The organism is Cellulomonas humilata (assembly GCF_013359775.1).
In the GTDB taxonomy this organism is placed as follows: Bacteria; Actinomycetota; Actinomycetes; order Actinomycetales; family Cellulomonadaceae; genus Cellulomonas; species Cellulomonas humilata.
This window is the reverse complement of record NZ_JABMCI010000068.1, coordinates 35,379-50,867: the sequence shown is the minus strand read 5'-3', so window position 1 is coordinate 50,867 and position 15,489 is coordinate 35,379. Positions and strand designations below refer to the sequence as shown.

The following is a 15,489-nucleotide window of genomic DNA, read 5'->3' as shown; positions in this document are numbered from 1 at the left end:
TCATGCGGTGAAGATCGCCGGTCCGTCCGGTGGCAGTGCGCTGTCGATCCGGCGGTGCATCTCGGGCGCCATCGGCGGGAGGGCGTCGAGCGGGAACCAGGCCGCCTCGGTGTTCTCGCCGTCGTCGGGGAACGGCTCGCCCGACACGTACCGGAACCGGAACGTGAGGTCGAGGTACTGCGCGTGGTCGCCGTTCTCGTACGTCATCGGCGGCAGCGCGTGCACCGAGGCGAGCCGCTCCGGGATGGCGACGACCGACGCCTCCTCCAGCACCTCGCGCGCGCCCGCCACCGCCGGCTCCTCGCCCGGGTCGATGATGCCCGTCACCGGCGTCCAGGCGCCGTTGTCCGAGCGCCTCACCAGGAGCACCTCGTCGCCGCGCAGCACCACCGCGGTCACGCCCGGCAGCCACAGCAGGTGGTGCCCGACGGCGGAGCGCAGGGCCAGGACGTACTCGGGGGTGGGCACCGGCCGATCGTACGAGGACCGGTTCGGTGGCACGCGCAGGTCGGGGGACAATGGACGCCTCCGATCGCGAAGGACCTGTGCCGTGAACCAGCCCCGCATGAACGTCGAGTCGTTCAACCTCGACCACCGGACCGTCGTCGCGCCCTACGTGCGCCTGGCCGACACCAAGAACCTGCCCGCGGGTGACGTCATCCAGAAGTACGACGTGCGCTTCACGCAGCCGAACGTCGCGCACCTCGAGATGCCGACGATCCACTCCCTGGAGCACCTGTTCGCGGAGCACTCGCGCAACCACTCCGACCGGGTGGTCGACTTCTCCCCGATGGGCTGCCAGACCGGGTTCTACCTGATCCTGCAGGGCGAGTGGGCGTACGACGACGTGCTCACCCTGGTGCAGGACACGCTCACGGACATCACGACGGCCACCGAGGTGCCCGCAGCCAACGAGGTGCAGTGCGGCTGGGGCGCCAACCACACCCTGGCAGGGGCTCAGGAGGCGGCGCGCACGTTCCTGGGCGCGCGCGAGGAGTGGAGCACGGTCACCGCATGATCGCCGTCGACGCCGTCATCGTCACCGCGATGGCCGACGAGGCCGCCGCGTTCGTGCACCGGGCCGACGTCGTCGGCGACCCGACGCAGATGGGGCACGCCGAGCACCGGCTGCTCACGATCAGCGGTCGGCAGGTGCTGCTGGTCCAGTGCGGCATCGGCCTGGTCAACTCCGCCACGGCCGCGGCGGTCGCCATCCAGGGCACGCACCCGCGCGCGGTCATCAGCGCCGGCAGCGCGGGCGGGGTCGGGCTGGACGTCCGCGTCGGTGACGTCGTCGTCGGCTCCGAGTACCTCTACTCGGGTGCGGACGCGCGGGCGTTCGGGTACGAGCTGGGCCAGGTGCCGGGCATGCCCGAGGTCTACGAGGCGGAGCAGATCCTGCACGACGCCGCGGCCACCGCCAGCGTCGACCTGCGCATCCTCACCGGCACGATCCTGTCCGGCGACGCGTTCATCGACGCCAGCCGCATCGACCGGATGCGCGCGGCGTTCCCGTCGGCCATGGCGACGGACATGGAGTCCGCCGCGCTGGCGCACACGGCCCACCTGTACGGCGTGCCGTTCCTGTCCGTCCGCGGCATCTCCGACCTGTGCGGTCCCGTGGCGGGTGCCGACTTCCTCACGCACGTGGACGACGCCGCCGACCGTTCGGCCACAGTCGTCATCGAGGTCCTGCGGCGCCTCGCCGTCGGCGACATGGTCCACTCCCGCTGACCTGGCACGACACACCCGATCTGCCCGGTCTTGTCAGCGCATGCACCCGTGGCCCTAGTCTGGCCGGGTGAGGCCTGAGCTGTCGGGCGTCCACAGGGGGAACGCGCTCGGCGCGGTGCTGCTGGACGCCAAGCTGGCCGTCCCAGCTCATCGAGCCGGCACGGTGAGTCGTGCAGCCCTGGTCGGGTCGGCCCGGACGCGCGGGAAGCGGGTCGTCGGCATCACCGCTCCGGCCGGCTACGGCAAGACGACGCTGATGACGGAGTGGCTGCGGCTGGAGGACCGCGCGGTCGCGTGGGTGTCCCTCGACCGGTTCGACGACGACCCGGCCCGCCTGCTGACCGTGCTGGCCTCGGCGTGCGTGCGGCTGGGACTCGTGGACGTGGCAGTCGAGGACGAGATGAGGGGCACCAGGGCCTCGGTCCTGGCGCGCGCCGCGCCTCAGCTCGCCTCCGCGCTCCGCTCGAGCCCGCTCCCGTTCGTGCTCATGCTGGACGACCTCCACGAGATCCGGTCGTCCGCGTGCCACGACGCGCTGGGCGTGGTCATCGCCGGCGTCCCCCCCGGCTCCCAGCTGGTGGCGGCGAGCCGCGACGCGCAGCCGCACATCCCGCGGTTGCGCGCCCTGGGCGACACGGTCGAGATCGGCCCGCGAGACCTGGCACTGGACGCCGCCGGCACCCGGACGGTGTTCGCCTCCTCCGACGTCGACCTCTCCCCGCAGGCGGCGGCCGCGGTCACCGCGCGCACCGAGGGCTGGCCCGTCGGCATCTACCTCGCGTCGCTGATCGCCCGCGACGTGGGTGGTGACGCGGTCGCCATCACCGGTGACGACCGGTACGTCGCCGACTACCTCCAGCGGGAGGCCTTCGGCCGGCTGTCCGCGGACACCCGGCGGTTCCTGCTCCGCACCGCCGTGCTCGAGCACCTGAGCGCTCCCCTGTGCGACGCGGTGCTCGACGAGCCCGGTGCCGACGAGCAGCTGCGCCAGCTCGAGGCCACGAACGTGTTCCTCGTCCCGCTCGACCGCCGTCGCGAGTGGTTCCGGTACCACGCGCTGTTCCGCGAGTTCCTGCTGTCCGAGCTCCAGCGGTGCGAGCCCGACCGGGTGCGCAAGCTCCAGCTGCGCGCCGCGGACTGGTACGAGGCCCACGCATCCCCCGGGCTCGCGGTCGAGCACCTGCTGTCGACCGACGAGCGGGACCGGGCCGCGATCCTGGTGGCCACCCTGGCGAACCCCACCTACCAGTCCGGGCAGATCGCCACGGTGCAGCGGTGGATCGACGAGCTGGGCACCCCCGCGGTGGAGGACTACCCCCCGCTGGCGCTCATGGCCGGCTACGTGGCGGCGTTCACCGGTCAGACGCAGCAGGCTCAGCGCTGGGCCGCCGTCGTCGACGCGGCGTCGTTCCCGCACGTGCCGCCCGACGGCAGCGCCTCCTTCGACTCCGGGCGGGCCATGCTCCGCGCGATGATGTGCGCGCACGGACCGCAGCAGATGGAGGCGGACGCCGAGCTCGCCCTGCGCCTCGAGCCCGAGTGGAGCGTCTGGCGGGACAACGCCCAGGCCATGGCGGGCGAGGCCGCCCTGCTCGCCGGGGACGTCGACCGCGCCCGGTCGTTGTTCGCGTCGGCGATCGAGTCCCCGACCGGGAACGTCAATGCCGACACCCTCGTGTTCGCCGCCGCCGAGCTCGCGCTGCTCGAGATGGACCACGGCCGGTGGACCGAGGCGGAGGCCCTGCTGGCTCCCGGGCTGGGGGTGCTCGAGACCCATCGCATGCAGGACTACGCCACCTGCGTCCTGGCGCTCGCCGCGGCCGCCCGGCTGGCCCTGCACCTCGGCGACGTCGAGGAGGCTCGACGGCAGCTGACCCGGGCGATGCGCGCCCGGCCCGTGTGCACCTACGTGCTCCCGTTCATCGCCGTCCGCACGCGACTCGAGCTGGCCAGGGTGTGCTGGGGACTGGGCGACCAGCCGGCCGCGCAGCACCTGCTGCACGAGATCGACGACGTGCTGCTCCGTCGACCCGAGCTGGGCACCCTGGTCGACGAGGTGGGCGCCCTGCGGGGGGCGCTCGCGTCGACGGCCCCCTCCCGCGCGCCGGGCGTCTCCCCGCTCACCCCGGCCGAGCTGCGGCTCCTGCCGTACCTCCAGACTCACCTGACCATCCGCGAGATCGGCGACCGGCTCTTCGTCTCCCGGAACACGGCGAGCTCGGAGATCGGCTCGATCTACCGCAAGCTCGGGGTCTCGTCCCGGAGCGAGGCGGTCCGGCGGGCGACGGCGATCGGCCTGCTCGGGGCGTAGCTCTCTCAGTCCCCTGCACCGTCGGAGGGCTCGATCACGTCGAACCCCAGGGCGAGCGCGAGCTTGGGTGCGGCCGCGACGACGCAGGGCAGCCCGACGATCGGGATGATCCCCGCCACGACGTCGACGATCTGGCCCGCGGTCGCGCCGGCGCCCACCGCCGCGTCCGCCTCGGCGCTGTAGCTCGGCTGCGCGCCCCCGGTGGCGACGAGGGCCGCGAGCCGGACGAGCGCCAGCGTCCGGACGTCGAGCTCCTGCGGCTGGGCCTCGAGGGGGTCGTCGTCCTCGAGATGCCTGTCGTTGAGTGCCAGCCGACGCAGTCGCTCGATGTAGTCCACGGTCCACCTCCGTCGTCACATCGACGCACGCCCGAGCCGCGGGTGGCATCACGTAGATGGGATGAAAGGGACTTCATGCGTTCTGCATGACGACTCGCGGGCCTGCCACGTCAGACAGTGGCGGTGTCCCCAGCGGGGACCGGCGACGAGGACGCCCCCACCGGGGGCAGGAGAGGCGGCGGACGATGACGGAGGACCTCACCGATCTCGAGGAGATCGGTCCGATCGACTACCTGGTGATCGAGCTCCCGACCGCGAACATGGACGGGTCCGCGTTCGAGCACCTGCTCGACCTGGTGGGCCGAGGGCTGATCCGTGTGCTGGACCTCGCGTTCCTGAGCAAGGCAGCGGACGGCAGCGTGTCCGGGGTCGCGCTCGACGAGGTGCCCGGGGGCGTCAACCTCACGTTCTTCGAGGGGGCGTCCTCCGGCCTGCTGGGCGACGACGACCTCGACGAGGCCGGCGCGGCCATCGAGCCGGGGACGACCGCCGCGCTGCTCGTCTACGAGAACGTCTGGGCGGCACCGTTCGCGACCGCGCTGCGCCGCAACGGTGCCCAGCTGGTCGCCAGCGGCCGCATCCCCGTGCAGGCACTCCTCGCCGCGCTCGACGCCACCGAGCCCGCCTCCTGACGGGCGCTCGACACCACACCGAGCTCGACACCAAGCGAGAGGACGAGACCGATGCCAGGACTCATCCGCGGGGTCGCCCGCACCGCCGCCATCGCCGGGACCGCCACGGCGGTCTCCAACCGCGTCTCCCGACGCCAGGCGGGCCGCTGGGCCGCCCAGGAGGCCCCGCAGGAGGCGGCGCCCGCCCCCACGTACGCCGCACCGCCACCGGCAGCGGCACCGGCGGCACCGGCCATGGACGACAAGCTGGCCCAGCTGGCTCAGCTGGGGTCCCTGCACGACTCGGGCGTCCTGACCGACGCCGAGTTCGAGGCCCAGAAGGCCCGCATCCTCGGCGGGTACTGACTCCCGAGGCTCCACAACCGAGAGAGACGAGACGTCGATGGACACGTTCGGGCAGTGGCTCTGGCTGATGATCTGGTGGTTCCTCTTCTTCGCCTATCTGGTGATCCTGTTCCAGATCATCGGCGACCTGTTCCGGGACAGGGAGCTCAGCGGATGGCTCAAGGCGCTGTGGATGATCGCCCTGGTGTTCCTGCCCTTCCTCACCGCGTTCATCTACCTGATCGCCCGCGGCCGCAGCATGAGCGAGCGGCAGGCCACGGCCGTGGTGCAGGCCAAGTCGGACACCGACGCCTACATCCGCGGGGTGGCGGGGAGCTCTCCGGCCAGCCAGATCAGCGACGCCAAGGCGCTGCTCGACCAGGGCGTGATCGACGACCGGGAGTTCGCCACGCTCAAGGCCAGGGCGCTGGCCTGACGTCGGGCGCCCGGGTGGTCGGAGGGGACCACCCGGGACCGCCCGGGTCCCACCGAGGACGGTGAGCCGTGGACGACGCTCGGGACGACAGCACCACCGCCTGGCACCGGCACCTCGAGCTCGTCGCGACGATCCTGCTGGCGGCCGCGACCGTGACGACGGCGTGGTCGGCGTTCCAGAGCAGCAAGTGGGGCGGCTACTCGACGGCCTCGTACAGCGCCGCGACGGCGGACCGCACGCTCTCGAACCGGTCGGCCACCCTGGCCGGGCAGCAGACGATCATCGACGTCACGCTGTTCACGGACTGGCTGGCAGCGGTGAACGAGGAGCAGGGTCAGGTCCTCCCCCCGTCGTACGTGCCGGACCCGACGACGTACTCGGGGTTCCTGTACGAGCGGTTCCGTCCCGAGTTCCGGCCGGCCCTGCACGCCTGGCTCGCCGAGGACCCGGCGACCGATCCTGAGGCGCCGCCGAGCCCGTTCGCGATGGACGAGTACGTCCTCGCCGCCGCGCAGGAGTCCCAGCGGCTCGAGTCGTCCGCCGACGCGTCTGCCACGATCGCTCGGGAGGCGAACCAGCGGAAGGACAACTATGTGCTCGCCACGGTCATGTGCGCGTCGGTGCTCTTCTTCTGCGGGATCGGCGGCAAGCTCAGCTCGGTCCGGAGCCGCACGGCGATGATCGTGCTGGCGGGCGTGTTCCTCCTCGCGACCGTCGGCGTGCTCGCCACCTACCCGGTGCGCTTCGGATGAGCGTGCTCGCGTCGGGCGCGCTCGCCGTCGCGATCACCGCGCTCACCGTGGTCGCGATGCTGCTCGTCCGACGCCGCTCCCCCGAGGGCAGCTGGTTCAGCGACGGGGACCGCGCGTCGGGCGTGTTCGGCGTCCTGGCCACCGGGTTCTCGGTGCTGCTCGGCTTCATCATCTTCCTGGCGTTCCAGTCCTACGACGAGGCCCGGTCCGGCGCCCAGCTCGAGGCCGAGCTCGTGGCCCAGCAGCTGCAGACCGCGCAGCTGATGCCGCAGGACGTGCGCGACGAGCTCACCGGCGAGCTCGTCTGCTACGCCCGGGCGGTGGTCCGGACGGAGTGGCCCGCCATGGTGGCCGGGACGATCGGCGACTCCGTGAACCCGTGGGGCGTCGCGATGTTCCAGACGTTCCGCGACGTCGACCCGCAGACGAACGCGGAGCAGTCGGCGTACGACCGGTGGGCCGACGAGACCGCCGACCGGCAGCAGGCGCGTCAGTCGCGGGTGCACGGCGCCGAGGGCCTCATCCCGCTGCCGCTCTGGATCGTCCTGTACATCGTCGCGGGCGTCATCTTCGTCTACATGCTGTTCTTCGCCGACTCGGCGGAGCGGGCGCCCACCCAGGCCGTCCTGATGGGCAGCGTGACGCTCGTCATCACTCTCCTGCTGCTGCTCATCGGCTTCTTCGACCATCCGCACGGGCCCGGTGTCGGCAAGCTGCAGCCGATCGCGATGGAGCGCACCCTCGCGCTCATGGAGACGCAGGGGGCCGCCATCGGTCTCGTCCTCGACCCGCCGTGCGACGCCGACGGCCGGGCCGGCTGACTCGCCACCTCGCCGGACGGGCGACCCCGGCGGAGCGCACTACCCTCGGTCCGTGGTCGTGCGACGCCGGACGACCGACGCACCGAGAGGCAGGAACGGATGACCCAGACCCACGCCGTACGCGTCCACCCCAGCGCGGACCGGCTGGCCCGGAGCGACCAGCTGGCGTGGAAGATCGCCGAGGTCGCCGCCGACCCGGTCGACGTCCCGGACGACGTGGTCGACATGATCATCAACCGGGTCATCGACAACGCGGCGGTCACCGTCGCCTCGCTGACGCGCACTCCCCCGTCGACCGCCCGCGCCCAGGCCCTCGAGCACCCGTACGCGGGCCCCCGGCACGGGTCGACCGTCTCGGGCGTGGCACCCTCCACCCGCGTCAGCCCCGAGTGGGCGGCATGGGCCAACGGCGTCGCGGTGCGCGAGCTCGACTACCACGACACGTTCCTGGCGGCCGACTACTCCCACCCCGGCGACAACATCCCGCCGCTGGTCGCCGTCGCGCAGCACACCGGTCGCGACGGCGCGGCGCTGGTGCGGGCGATCGCCACCGGCTACGAGATCCAGGTCGACCTGGTCCGCGCGATCAGCCTGCACGCGCACAAGATCGACCACGTCGCGCACCTCGGCCCGTCGGTCGCGGCGGGGATCGGCACGCTGCTCGACCTGTCCCCCGAGGTGATCTTCCACGCGGTCGGCCAGGCGCTGCACACCACGACGGCCACCCGGCAGTCCCGCAAGGGCGAGATCTCGTCGTGGAAGGCCTACGCCCCGGCGTTCGCGGGCAAGGTGGCCATCGAGGCCGTCGACCGGGCCATGCGTGGCGAGACCTCCCCGACGCCGATCTACGAGGGTGAGGACGGGGTGATCGCGTGGCTGCTCGACGGCCCCGACGCGGCGTACGACGTGCCGCTGCCCGCGCCCGGCGAGCCGAAGACGGCGATCCTCGACACGTACACCAAGGAGCACTCGGCGGAGTACCAGTCGCAGGCGCTCATCGACCTGGCCCGGAACCTCCACCGCCAGCGCCCCGACCTCACCAACCCGCACAACGTGGCGTCGATCGTCATCCACACGTCGCACCACACGCACTACGTGATCGGCTCCGGGGCGAACGACCCGCAGAAGTACGACCCCGCCGCGTCGCGCGAGACCCTCGACCACTCGATCCCGTACATCTTCACCGTCGCGCTGCAGGACGGCGTCTGGGACCACGTGGCCTCCTACGCCCCCGACCGCGCCGCTCGGCCGGACACCGTCGAGCTGTGGCAGAAGGTCTCCACCACCGAGGACCCCGCCTGGACCGAGCGGTACCACTCGAGCGACCCGGCGCAGAAGGCGTTCGGCGGCCGCGTCGAGATCACGACCACCGGCGGCGAGGTCGTCGTCGCGGAGCTCGCGGTGGCCGACGCCCACCCGCTGGGCGCCCGGCCGTTCGCCCGCGCGCAGTACGTGGCCAAGTTCCGCGCGCTCGCCGCCGGCGTGCTGGAGGCTGCGGAGATCGAGCGGTTCCTCGACGTGGCGCAGCGGCTGCCGCACCTCGCCGCCGACCAGCTCGCGGGCCTGACGGTCGTGGCACCGGCCGGCCTGCTCGAGTCGGTCGGCACCCCGGAAGGACTGTTCTGATGCTCTACGCGACCGCCACGTCGGCGGACAAGCGCGTCGCCCTGCGCGAGGCTCTCGCCTCAGGCCGGCTTCTCCAGCTGCCCGGCGCGTTCAACCCCTTGTCGGCGCGGCTGATCGAGGCCAAGGGCTTCGACGGGGTGTACGTGTCCGGCGCGGTGCTGTCGGCGGACCTGGGCCTGCCGGACATCGGCCTGACGACGGCCACCGAGGTCACCCAGCGCGCCGGCCAGATCGCCCGGATGACCGGACTGCCGTCGATCGTCGACGCGGACACCGGCTTCGGCGAGCCCATGAACGTCGCGCGCACCATCCAGGGCCTCGAGGACGCCGGCCTGGCCGGCTGCCACATCGAGGACCAGGTGAACCCCAAGCGCTGCGGCCACCTGGACGGCAAGGCCGTGGTCGACGAGGACACCGCACTCAAGCGGATCCGCGCGGCCGTCGACGGTCGCCGCGACCCGAACTTCCTGGTCATCGCCCGCACGGACATCCGCGCGGTCGACGGTCTGGCGGCCACGGTGGACCGGGCCAAGGCGCTGGTGGACGCGGGCGCGGACGCGATCTTCCCCGAGGCGATGACAGGTCCCGACGAGTTCGCCGCCGTGCGTGCCGCGGTCGACGTGCCGCTGCTGGCCAACATGACGGAGTTCGGCAAGGGCGAGCTGCTCACGGCCCGCCAGCTCGAGGACATCGGCATGAACCTCGTGATCTACCCGGTCACCCTGCTGCGGCTGGCGATGGGCGCCGCGATGGCCGGCCTCGACACCATCCGCGCGGAGGGCACGCAGGCCGGCCTGCTGGACCGGATGCAGACGCGCGCCGAGCTCTACGAGCTGCTGGACTACGAGGCGTACGGCGCGTTCGACGCGAACGTGTTCAACTTCAAGCTCTGACCTGCCGGAACGTTCCGTCAACGACGATGGAGGCACACCGCATGACCGAGTCCGACACGCAGATCCACAAGGGCCTCGCCGGCGTGGTCGTCGACACCACCGAGGTCTCCTCGGTGGACGCCGAGAGCAACTCGCTGCTGTACCGCGGCTACCCCGTGCAGCAGCTCGCGGCGAGGTGCTCGTTCGAGGAGGTCGCGTACCTCCTGTGGCACGGCGAGCTCCCCGACGCCGCGCAGCTGGCCGACCTCCAGTCGACCGGGCGTTCCCAGCGGGTGCTGCCGGCTCCGGTGGTCGACGCCGTGCTCGCGCTGCCGACCACGTGCCACCCGATGGACGTGGTCCGCACGGCGGTCAGTGTGATCGGCGCGCACGACCCGACCGAGCAGGACTCGTCGCGCGAGGCGAACCTGGCCAAGTCCGTGCACCTCCTGGCCCAGATCCCCGGGATCGTGGCGCTCGACCAGCGCCGCCGCCGGGGTCAGGACCCGGTCGCGCCCCGCGACGACCTCGGGTTCGCGGAGAACTTCCTCTGGATGACGTTCGGCGAGGTGCCCGACCCGGTCGTCGTGCACGCCTTCGAGGTCTCGATGATCCTGTACGCCGAGCACTCGTTCAACGCGTCCACGTTCACCGCCCGCGTCATCGCGTCGACCCTCTCCGACCTGCACTCCGCGGTCGTCGGCGCGATCGGCGCGCTCAAGGGACCCCTGCACGGCGGTGCCAACGAGGCGGTCATGGCGACGTTCGCGGAGATCGGCACGGCCGACCGGGCCGCGGACTGGCTGGACGACGCCCTGGCGCACAAGCGCAAGATCATGGGCTTCGGCCACCGCGTCTACAAGCACGGCGACTCCCGGGTGCCGACGATGCACGAGTCGCTGGTGACCCTGGTCGAGCACTACGACCGGCCGGACCTGCTGGCCCTGTACACCGCCCTCGAGAGCGCGATGACCGAGCGCAAGAACATCCTGCCGAACCTCGACTACCCCACCGGGCCGGCGTACCACCTCATGGGGTTCGACACCCCGACGTTCACGCCGCTGTTCGTGGCCAGCCGGATCACGGGATGGACGGCGCACGTGATGGAGCAGCTGGGTGCGAACTCACTGATCCGGCCGCTGAGCCGGTACGTGGGGCCGGCGCGGCGGGACGTGCCGTGACCGACCGGCCAGGAGCCGCGAACACCACGGTCCGCTGCAGCTGGTAGCTCGCCGCGAACAGGGCGGCCTCGGTGAGCACCTTGGCGGGCAGCAGCGCGATGCCGACGCTCGTCAGTGCGGTGAGCACGCCGAAGTTCGCGGCGAGCATCGTCACCGCGAGCACCCCGTACTGGGCGGCCGCGGCGCGCAGCGACTTGGCGCGACCGCCCGCGAACACGAGCCGGCGATTGGCGACGAAGTTCACCGACGAGCTCAGGACGCGCGCCGCGACCACCGACGGGAGCAGGGCGCCGGTGACCGAGAAGAGCGCGAGCAGGGTGAGCGTGTCGACGAGGAACGACCCGAACGACGACAGCGAGAACCGCAGCAGCGGGGCGTACACCCGGGCCGAGTCGATGACGGGCCGGAAGTGCGACGACGCGTTCTCGTCCAGGTAGACGGTCTCGATCTCGACCTCCTCGAGCGCGATCCCGTCCTGCGACGCGCGCAGCAGGAGGTCCAGCTCGTACTCGAACCGCTCGCCCTCGACGCTCCTCAGCCAGCCGAGCATCGCCGCCGGGTAGCCCCGCAGGCCGGTCTGCGTGTCGTGCACCAGGAGCCCCGTCGCGGCCCGCACCAGCACGCCGGTGAGCGCGTTGCCCCACCGGCTGCGCAGCGGGACGTGGCCGGTGAAGCGTCGGGCGCCGAGCACCATCGCGCCGCCCCCGCCGGCCACCCGGTCCGCCACGGCGAGGATGTCGGGCACCAGGTGCTGACCGTCGCAGTCGGCGCAGACCACGTCGCTGCCCGGCCGGTGCTCGGCCAGCCACGCGAAGCCGAGCTTGAGCGCGTGGCCCTTGCCCCGGTTGGCGTCGTATCCGACGACGGTCGCGCCCAGGGCGCCCACCTCGTCGAACGTGCGCCCGTAGGCCGGCCCGCTGCCGTCGTCGACGACGAGGACGTCGACGTCGGCGCACCGCAAGGAGGCGACGAGGGCGACCAGCCGGTCGTCGGGTTCGTAGGCCGGGATCAGCACGTACATCGTCATCAGCCCGCGATGTACAGGATGTCGGAGGTGCCGCGCTCCTGGCCCTTGCCGAGCGGGTTGTTCACCACGGCCCCGTCGAAGTACATCGTCGACGAGCCCCCGCCGTCGATGTTGTAGGCGGTCGTCGCACCCAGGCTCTGCATGATCTCGGCGAGTCCGGTCATCGTGACCCCCGCGCTGTACCCGGGGCTGCGCCCGTCGACCACCACGAACACCAGGTGGTTGTCGTCGACCACCCCGACCGCGGTGCGCGGCTGCTCGCCCTGGATCGAGTGGTTGCCCACGTTCGTGTCGACCTCGACGTCCTCGATGCCGTCGACCACCTGCCCGTCCTCGAGCAGCGCCGGCCCGAACGACAGGGTGTTCCAGACGCCCGCGGCGACCAGCGCGTCGGCGGTCGTAGCGGTCTCGTCGTACACCTCGACGTGCCCGTCGGTGTAGAACGCGAGCCCCTCGCGGGCGCCCTCGTCGCGGTAGACCACGCCGTTGCGGATGACGATGCCCGTGTCGCGGAACCCGTAGTAGTCGCCGTTGATGGCGAACACCGCGCCGTTGTCCTCGGCGATGTCGGAGGTGTCCTCCGTGATGTTCAGCCCGAAGCTGTTCTGCGCGAACGCCGACCGCAGGGCGGTCGCGTCGGTGAGCGTCACGTCGGCGACGTAGTACGTGACCGTGTCCTCGCCCGAGCCGGTGGTGACCGTGGAGATCGAGATTGCGGACGACGACGACTCGTACGACGTGTCGGTGACCACGGCGTCGCCGGACGAGTCGTCGGTCGTGGAGGACGTCGTGCCCTGGCTCGCCTCGTAGGCCTGGACGTCGGAGATCTCGACGTGCTCGATCACGAACCGGTCCAGCGCCCAGGCGCCCGCGCCGACGACGGGGAGCGAGAGCGTCAGAGCGCCGACCAGCACGGTGCGACGAAGGGGGGTGCGCTTCTTCATGCCCCTTGTCTAGGCAGCGGGTCTGTCGCTCCTCGGTGCGGACGCTGTGGGCCCGCTGTGCGGTCAGGCCTCGGCGATCGGCCTTCCCACCGTGAGCGCGTCCCGCAGCGGCGCGTCGAGGGCCCGGTACGCGGCGTCCGGCCGGGCGCCGACCGCGTCGAGCACCGTGCTGAAGAAGCACCGCGCGGCGGCGGCCAGCACGACGTCGAGGATCTCGTCGTCGGCGAACCCCAGCCCGCGCAGCTCGTCCAGGTCCTCGGCCCGCATGTCCGCCGCGCCCGCCGCGACCGTGCCGGCCAGACGCGCCACCGCCCTGTCGACCGCCGTCAGCTCGGCGGACTCGCCACCGTCCGCCAGCGCTCGGACGGCGTCCGCGCTCATGTGCCTGGACGCCAGGACGTCGCCGTGGGCGAGCGCGCAGTAGCTCGACCGGAGGCGCAGGGCCGCCGCTGTCGTCGCCACCTCGTAGCGCCGGGGGTCCATCCCCTTGATCGCTCCGTTGAGGCCCTGCCATCCGCGCAGGACTGCGAGCCGGTGCGCGAACACCCGGGTGTAGTTGGCGACGCGCCCGAGCGCGGCCAGGTCCTTGTCGAACGCGGCCGCCACCTCGCCCGTCGGGTCGTCGTCCGGTGTCGCGTCGCTGATCCAGGCCATGCGTCGTCCTCCTCGCGGGGTGGGCCGTGCCGTGCCGATCATCGCGCCCCGCGACGCGGGCCGACAGGATGAAGGGTCATGGACGCCTCCTCGGCCGCCGCCAACAACGCCGCGTGGTGCGACCGGGTCTGCCGCGCGGCCGGACTGCCGACGCGGACCCGCGCGGGGATCTGGTCGACGCCGACCCGCTCCCCCGCGGCGTACCCGGACGGGGTCACGCTGCGCCCGGGGTTGCCGCCCCGCGAGGTGCTGGGCTCCGTCGACGACTCCGCGGGCGCCTCGGTCAAGGACTCGTTCGCGGACCTCGACCTGGCGCCGCACGGGTACAGCGTGCTGTTCGAGGCCCGGTGGCTGGTCCGCGCCGCGGCGCAGCCGCGCGCACCGCGGTTGCCGTGGCGGTCGGTCGAGGCGACGACGCTCCCGCGATGGTGGGCGGTGCACGGCTCGCAGGTCGTCGGTGCGGCCGTGCTCGACGACCCCGGGGTGCGCCTCCTGCTCGCCGAGGACGACCAGGGGCCGGTCGCGGTCGCCGCGCTCAACCTCTCGGGCGACGGGCCGCGGACGGTGGTCGGGATCTCGAACGTGCGGGTGCTGCGCGCGGATCCCGAAGCCGTCTGGGCCGATCTCGCCGTCGTCGCACGCGGGGAGCTGGGCGCGCACCCGCTGGTCGGCTACGAGTCCGGTGCGGACCTGGTGCCGCCGATCGCGACCGGCTTCGAGCCCGTAGGCCCTCTGCGGGTCTGGATCCGCTGACGCCTTACGCCCGGATCTCGAACTTCGTGAGCCCCTCGGGCTCCTCGACGGTGACCACGAGCCCCGACACGCCCGCCCCGCCGGGACCGGTCCGGCACCACTCCACGAGGACCTCGACGTCGGCGGCGGCTCCCTCGAGGACGGCCTCGACCGTGCCGTCGGCCCGGTTGCGCGCCCAGCCGTGCACACCGAGCCGACGGGCCTCGCGCGCCAGCGACCAGCGGTAGCCGACGCCCTGGACGTGTCCGCGGACGATCAGGTGGCGACGGATCACCGCTTCAGTGTGCCCGTCAACCCACGGTTGACACCCGCGAACCGTCAACCTAGGGTTGACGTGTGACCACCACCCGCATCCAGAACCCCGTCCGGCTCGACGACCTCATCGACACCATCACCACGTCGCAGCCCACCGTCCTGCACCAGCTGTCGACCGCGGTGCTCACCGCACAGGCGCTCGGCGACATCGCGGACCATCTCATCGGGCACTTCGTCGACCAGGCGCGGCGCTCGGGTGCCTCGTGGACGGAGATCGGGTCGCACATGGGGGTGACCAAGCAGGCCGCGCAGAAGCGTTTCGTCGCCAAGGACCCCGGGGCTCCCGACTCGAGCCAGGGCTTCGGCCGCTACACCGAGGCCGCGCGCAACGTGGTCGTCGCGGCGCAGAACGAGGCGCACACGGCCGGCAGCTCCGAGATCACGACGGCCCACCTGGCCCTCGGCCTGCTCGACGCCCCGGACGACGTCGCCGCGAGGGCGGTCGCGGCGCAGGTCAGCTCGCTGGACGACGCCCGGCTGACGCTCACGGGCGGCCTGCCCCCGGCCGTCTCCCCCGTGCCGGATCTCGTCCCCTTCGACGCCGGCGCCAAGAAGGCGCTGGAGCTGACGTTCCGCGAGGCCGTGCGCCTGGACGACGAGCACGTCGACACCGGGCACGTGCTGCTGGCGCTCCTGGAGGCCGACGGCGGCAGCGGTCCGGTGGCGGCGCTGGGGCTCGACAAGGCCGCCGTCGAGGCGTTCGTCGTCGCCGCGCGGGACGAGGCCGACGCCGCGGAGTGAGGTGCGCGGTACGCATCCGTCCGCCGGA

At 72.4% G+C, this 15,489-nt stretch carries 19 protein-coding genes; 13 read left to right on the top strand and 6 right to left on the bottom strand.

Annotated features, from left to right (window positions below; all coding sequences use genetic code 11):
- Complete coding sequence (locus HP550_RS15190; RefSeq protein WP_175348528.1) at positions 1–468, bottom strand: NUDIX domain-containing protein; 468 nt, start codon at positions 466–468, stop codon at positions 1–3.
- A 97-nt stretch (positions 469–565) separates the two neighbouring features.
- Here HP550_RS15190 and HP550_RS15185 point away from each other — a divergent pair, with 97 nt between their 5' ends.
- From HP550_RS15185 to HP550_RS15175, 3 genes are all read left to right on the top strand, one after another.
- A complete protein-coding gene (locus tag HP550_RS15185) occupies positions 566–1,018 on the top strand; it encodes an S-ribosylhomocysteine lyase (protein ID WP_175348703.1) in 453 nt (150 codons plus the stop codon).
- Positions 1,015–1,734: a 5'-methylthioadenosine/adenosylhomocysteine nucleosidase gene (locus tag HP550_RS15180; RefSeq protein WP_175348527.1), complete on the top strand. Its 720-nt coding sequence runs from the start codon at positions 1,015–1,017 to the stop codon at positions 1,732–1,734. The genes HP550_RS15185 and HP550_RS15180 overlap by 4 nt, the downstream gene beginning before the upstream one ends.
- Positions 1,735–1,801: 67 nt before the next feature.
- Complete coding sequence (locus HP550_RS15175; protein WP_175348526.1) at positions 1,802–4,045, top strand: winged helix-turn-helix domain-containing protein; 2,244 nt, start codon at positions 1,802–1,804, stop codon at positions 4,043–4,045.
- A gap of 5 nt (positions 4,046–4,050) precedes the next feature.
- Here HP550_RS15175 and HP550_RS15170 read toward each other — a convergent pair whose 3' ends face one another.
- Positions 4,051–4,383, bottom strand: coding sequence for a carboxymuconolactone decarboxylase family protein (locus HP550_RS15170; RefSeq protein ID WP_175348525.1), 333 nt, complete (start codon positions 4,381–4,383; stop codon positions 4,051–4,053).
- 185 nt (positions 4,384–4,568) lie between these two features.
- Here HP550_RS15170 and HP550_RS15165 point away from each other — a divergent pair, with 185 nt between their 5' ends.
- The 8 genes from HP550_RS15165 to HP550_RS15130 all read left to right on the top strand — a co-directional run bounded on the left by HP550_RS15165 (position 4,569) and on the right by HP550_RS15130 (position 11,027).
- Complete coding sequence (locus HP550_RS15165) at positions 4,569–5,015, top strand: DUF6325 family protein (protein WP_175348524.1); 447 nt, start codon at positions 4,569–4,571, stop codon at positions 5,013–5,015.
- A 51-nt stretch (positions 5,016–5,066) separates the two neighbouring features.
- Complete coding sequence (locus HP550_RS15160) at positions 5,067–5,360, top strand: SHOCT domain-containing protein (RefSeq protein WP_175348523.1); 294 nt, start codon at positions 5,067–5,069, stop codon at positions 5,358–5,360.
- Positions 5,361–5,397: 37 nt separating this feature from the next.
- A complete protein-coding gene (locus HP550_RS15155) occupies positions 5,398–5,775 on the top strand; it encodes an SHOCT domain-containing protein (RefSeq protein WP_175348522.1) in 378 nt (125 codons plus the stop codon).
- Positions 5,776–5,843: 68 nt separating this feature from the next.
- Positions 5,844–6,527, top strand: a complete 684-nt coding sequence (locus HP550_RS15150) for a hypothetical protein (protein WP_175348521.1) — start codon at positions 5,844–5,846, stop codon at positions 6,525–6,527.
- Positions 6,524–7,348, top strand: coding sequence for a bestrophin-like domain (locus tag HP550_RS15145; RefSeq protein WP_175348520.1), 825 nt, complete (start codon positions 6,524–6,526; stop codon positions 7,346–7,348). The genes HP550_RS15150 and HP550_RS15145 overlap by 4 nt, the downstream gene beginning before the upstream one ends.
- A gap of 99 nt (positions 7,349–7,447) precedes the next feature.
- On the top strand, positions 7,448–8,974 hold the full coding sequence (locus HP550_RS15140) for an MmgE/PrpD family protein (RefSeq protein WP_175348519.1): 1,527 nt from the start codon (positions 7,448–7,450) through the stop codon (positions 8,972–8,974).
- The gene (gene prpB / locus HP550_RS15135) at positions 8,974–9,867 is read left to right on the top strand and encodes a methylisocitrate lyase (RefSeq protein ID WP_175348518.1); all 894 of its coding nucleotides are present in this window, start codon (positions 8,974–8,976) and stop codon (positions 9,865–9,867) included. The genes HP550_RS15140 and prpB overlap by 1 nt, the downstream gene beginning before the upstream one ends.
- Before the next feature lie 41 nt (positions 9,868–9,908).
- The gene (locus HP550_RS15130; RefSeq protein WP_175348517.1) at positions 9,909–11,027 is read left to right on the top strand and encodes a bifunctional 2-methylcitrate synthase/citrate synthase; all 1,119 of its coding nucleotides are present in this window, start codon (positions 9,909–9,911) and stop codon (positions 11,025–11,027) included.
- Here the strand turns inward: HP550_RS15130 and HP550_RS15125 are convergent.
- The 3 genes from HP550_RS15125 to HP550_RS15115 all read right to left on the bottom strand — a co-directional run bounded on the left by HP550_RS15125 (position 10,927) and on the right by HP550_RS15115 (position 13,652).
- The gene (locus HP550_RS15125; RefSeq protein ID WP_246280911.1) at positions 10,927–12,054 is read right to left on the bottom strand and encodes a bifunctional glycosyltransferase family 2/GtrA family protein; all 1,128 of its coding nucleotides are present in this window, start codon (positions 12,052–12,054) and stop codon (positions 10,927–10,929) included. The two genes, HP550_RS15130 and HP550_RS15125, sit on opposite strands and share 101 nt — an antisense overlap.
- Positions 12,054–12,998 carry a phosphodiester glycosidase family protein gene (locus tag HP550_RS15120; RefSeq protein ID WP_175348516.1) on the bottom strand — a complete coding sequence of 315 codons (945 nt, stop codon included), beginning with the start codon at positions 12,996–12,998 and terminating at the stop codon, positions 12,054–12,056. Before HP550_RS15120 ends, HP550_RS15125 begins: the two co-directional genes overlap by 1 nt.
- Positions 12,999–13,061: 63 nt before the next feature.
- Complete coding sequence (locus HP550_RS15115) at positions 13,062–13,652, bottom strand: carboxymuconolactone decarboxylase family protein (protein WP_175348515.1); 591 nt, start codon at positions 13,650–13,652, stop codon at positions 13,062–13,064.
- 78 nt (positions 13,653–13,730) lie between these two features.
- Between HP550_RS15115 and HP550_RS15110 the strand changes: the two genes are divergently transcribed.
- The gene (locus tag HP550_RS15110; RefSeq protein WP_175348514.1) at positions 13,731–14,405 is read left to right on the top strand and encodes a hypothetical protein; all 675 of its coding nucleotides are present in this window, start codon (positions 13,731–13,733) and stop codon (positions 14,403–14,405) included.
- A gap of 4 nt (positions 14,406–14,409) precedes the next feature.
- On the opposite strand, the gene HP550_RS15105 is transcribed toward HP550_RS15110, so the two are convergent.
- Positions 14,410–14,679 carry an acylphosphatase gene (locus HP550_RS15105; protein ID WP_175348513.1) on the bottom strand — a complete coding sequence of 90 codons (270 nt, stop codon included), beginning with the start codon at positions 14,677–14,679 and terminating at the stop codon, positions 14,410–14,412.
- Positions 14,680–14,741: 62 nt separating this feature from the next.
- On the opposite strand from HP550_RS15105, the gene HP550_RS15100 reads away from it, so the two are divergent.
- Complete coding sequence (locus HP550_RS15100) at positions 14,742–15,461, top strand: Clp protease N-terminal domain-containing protein (protein ID WP_343048200.1); 720 nt, start codon at positions 14,742–14,744, stop codon at positions 15,459–15,461.
- Positions 15,462–15,489 lie beyond the last annotated feature (28 nt).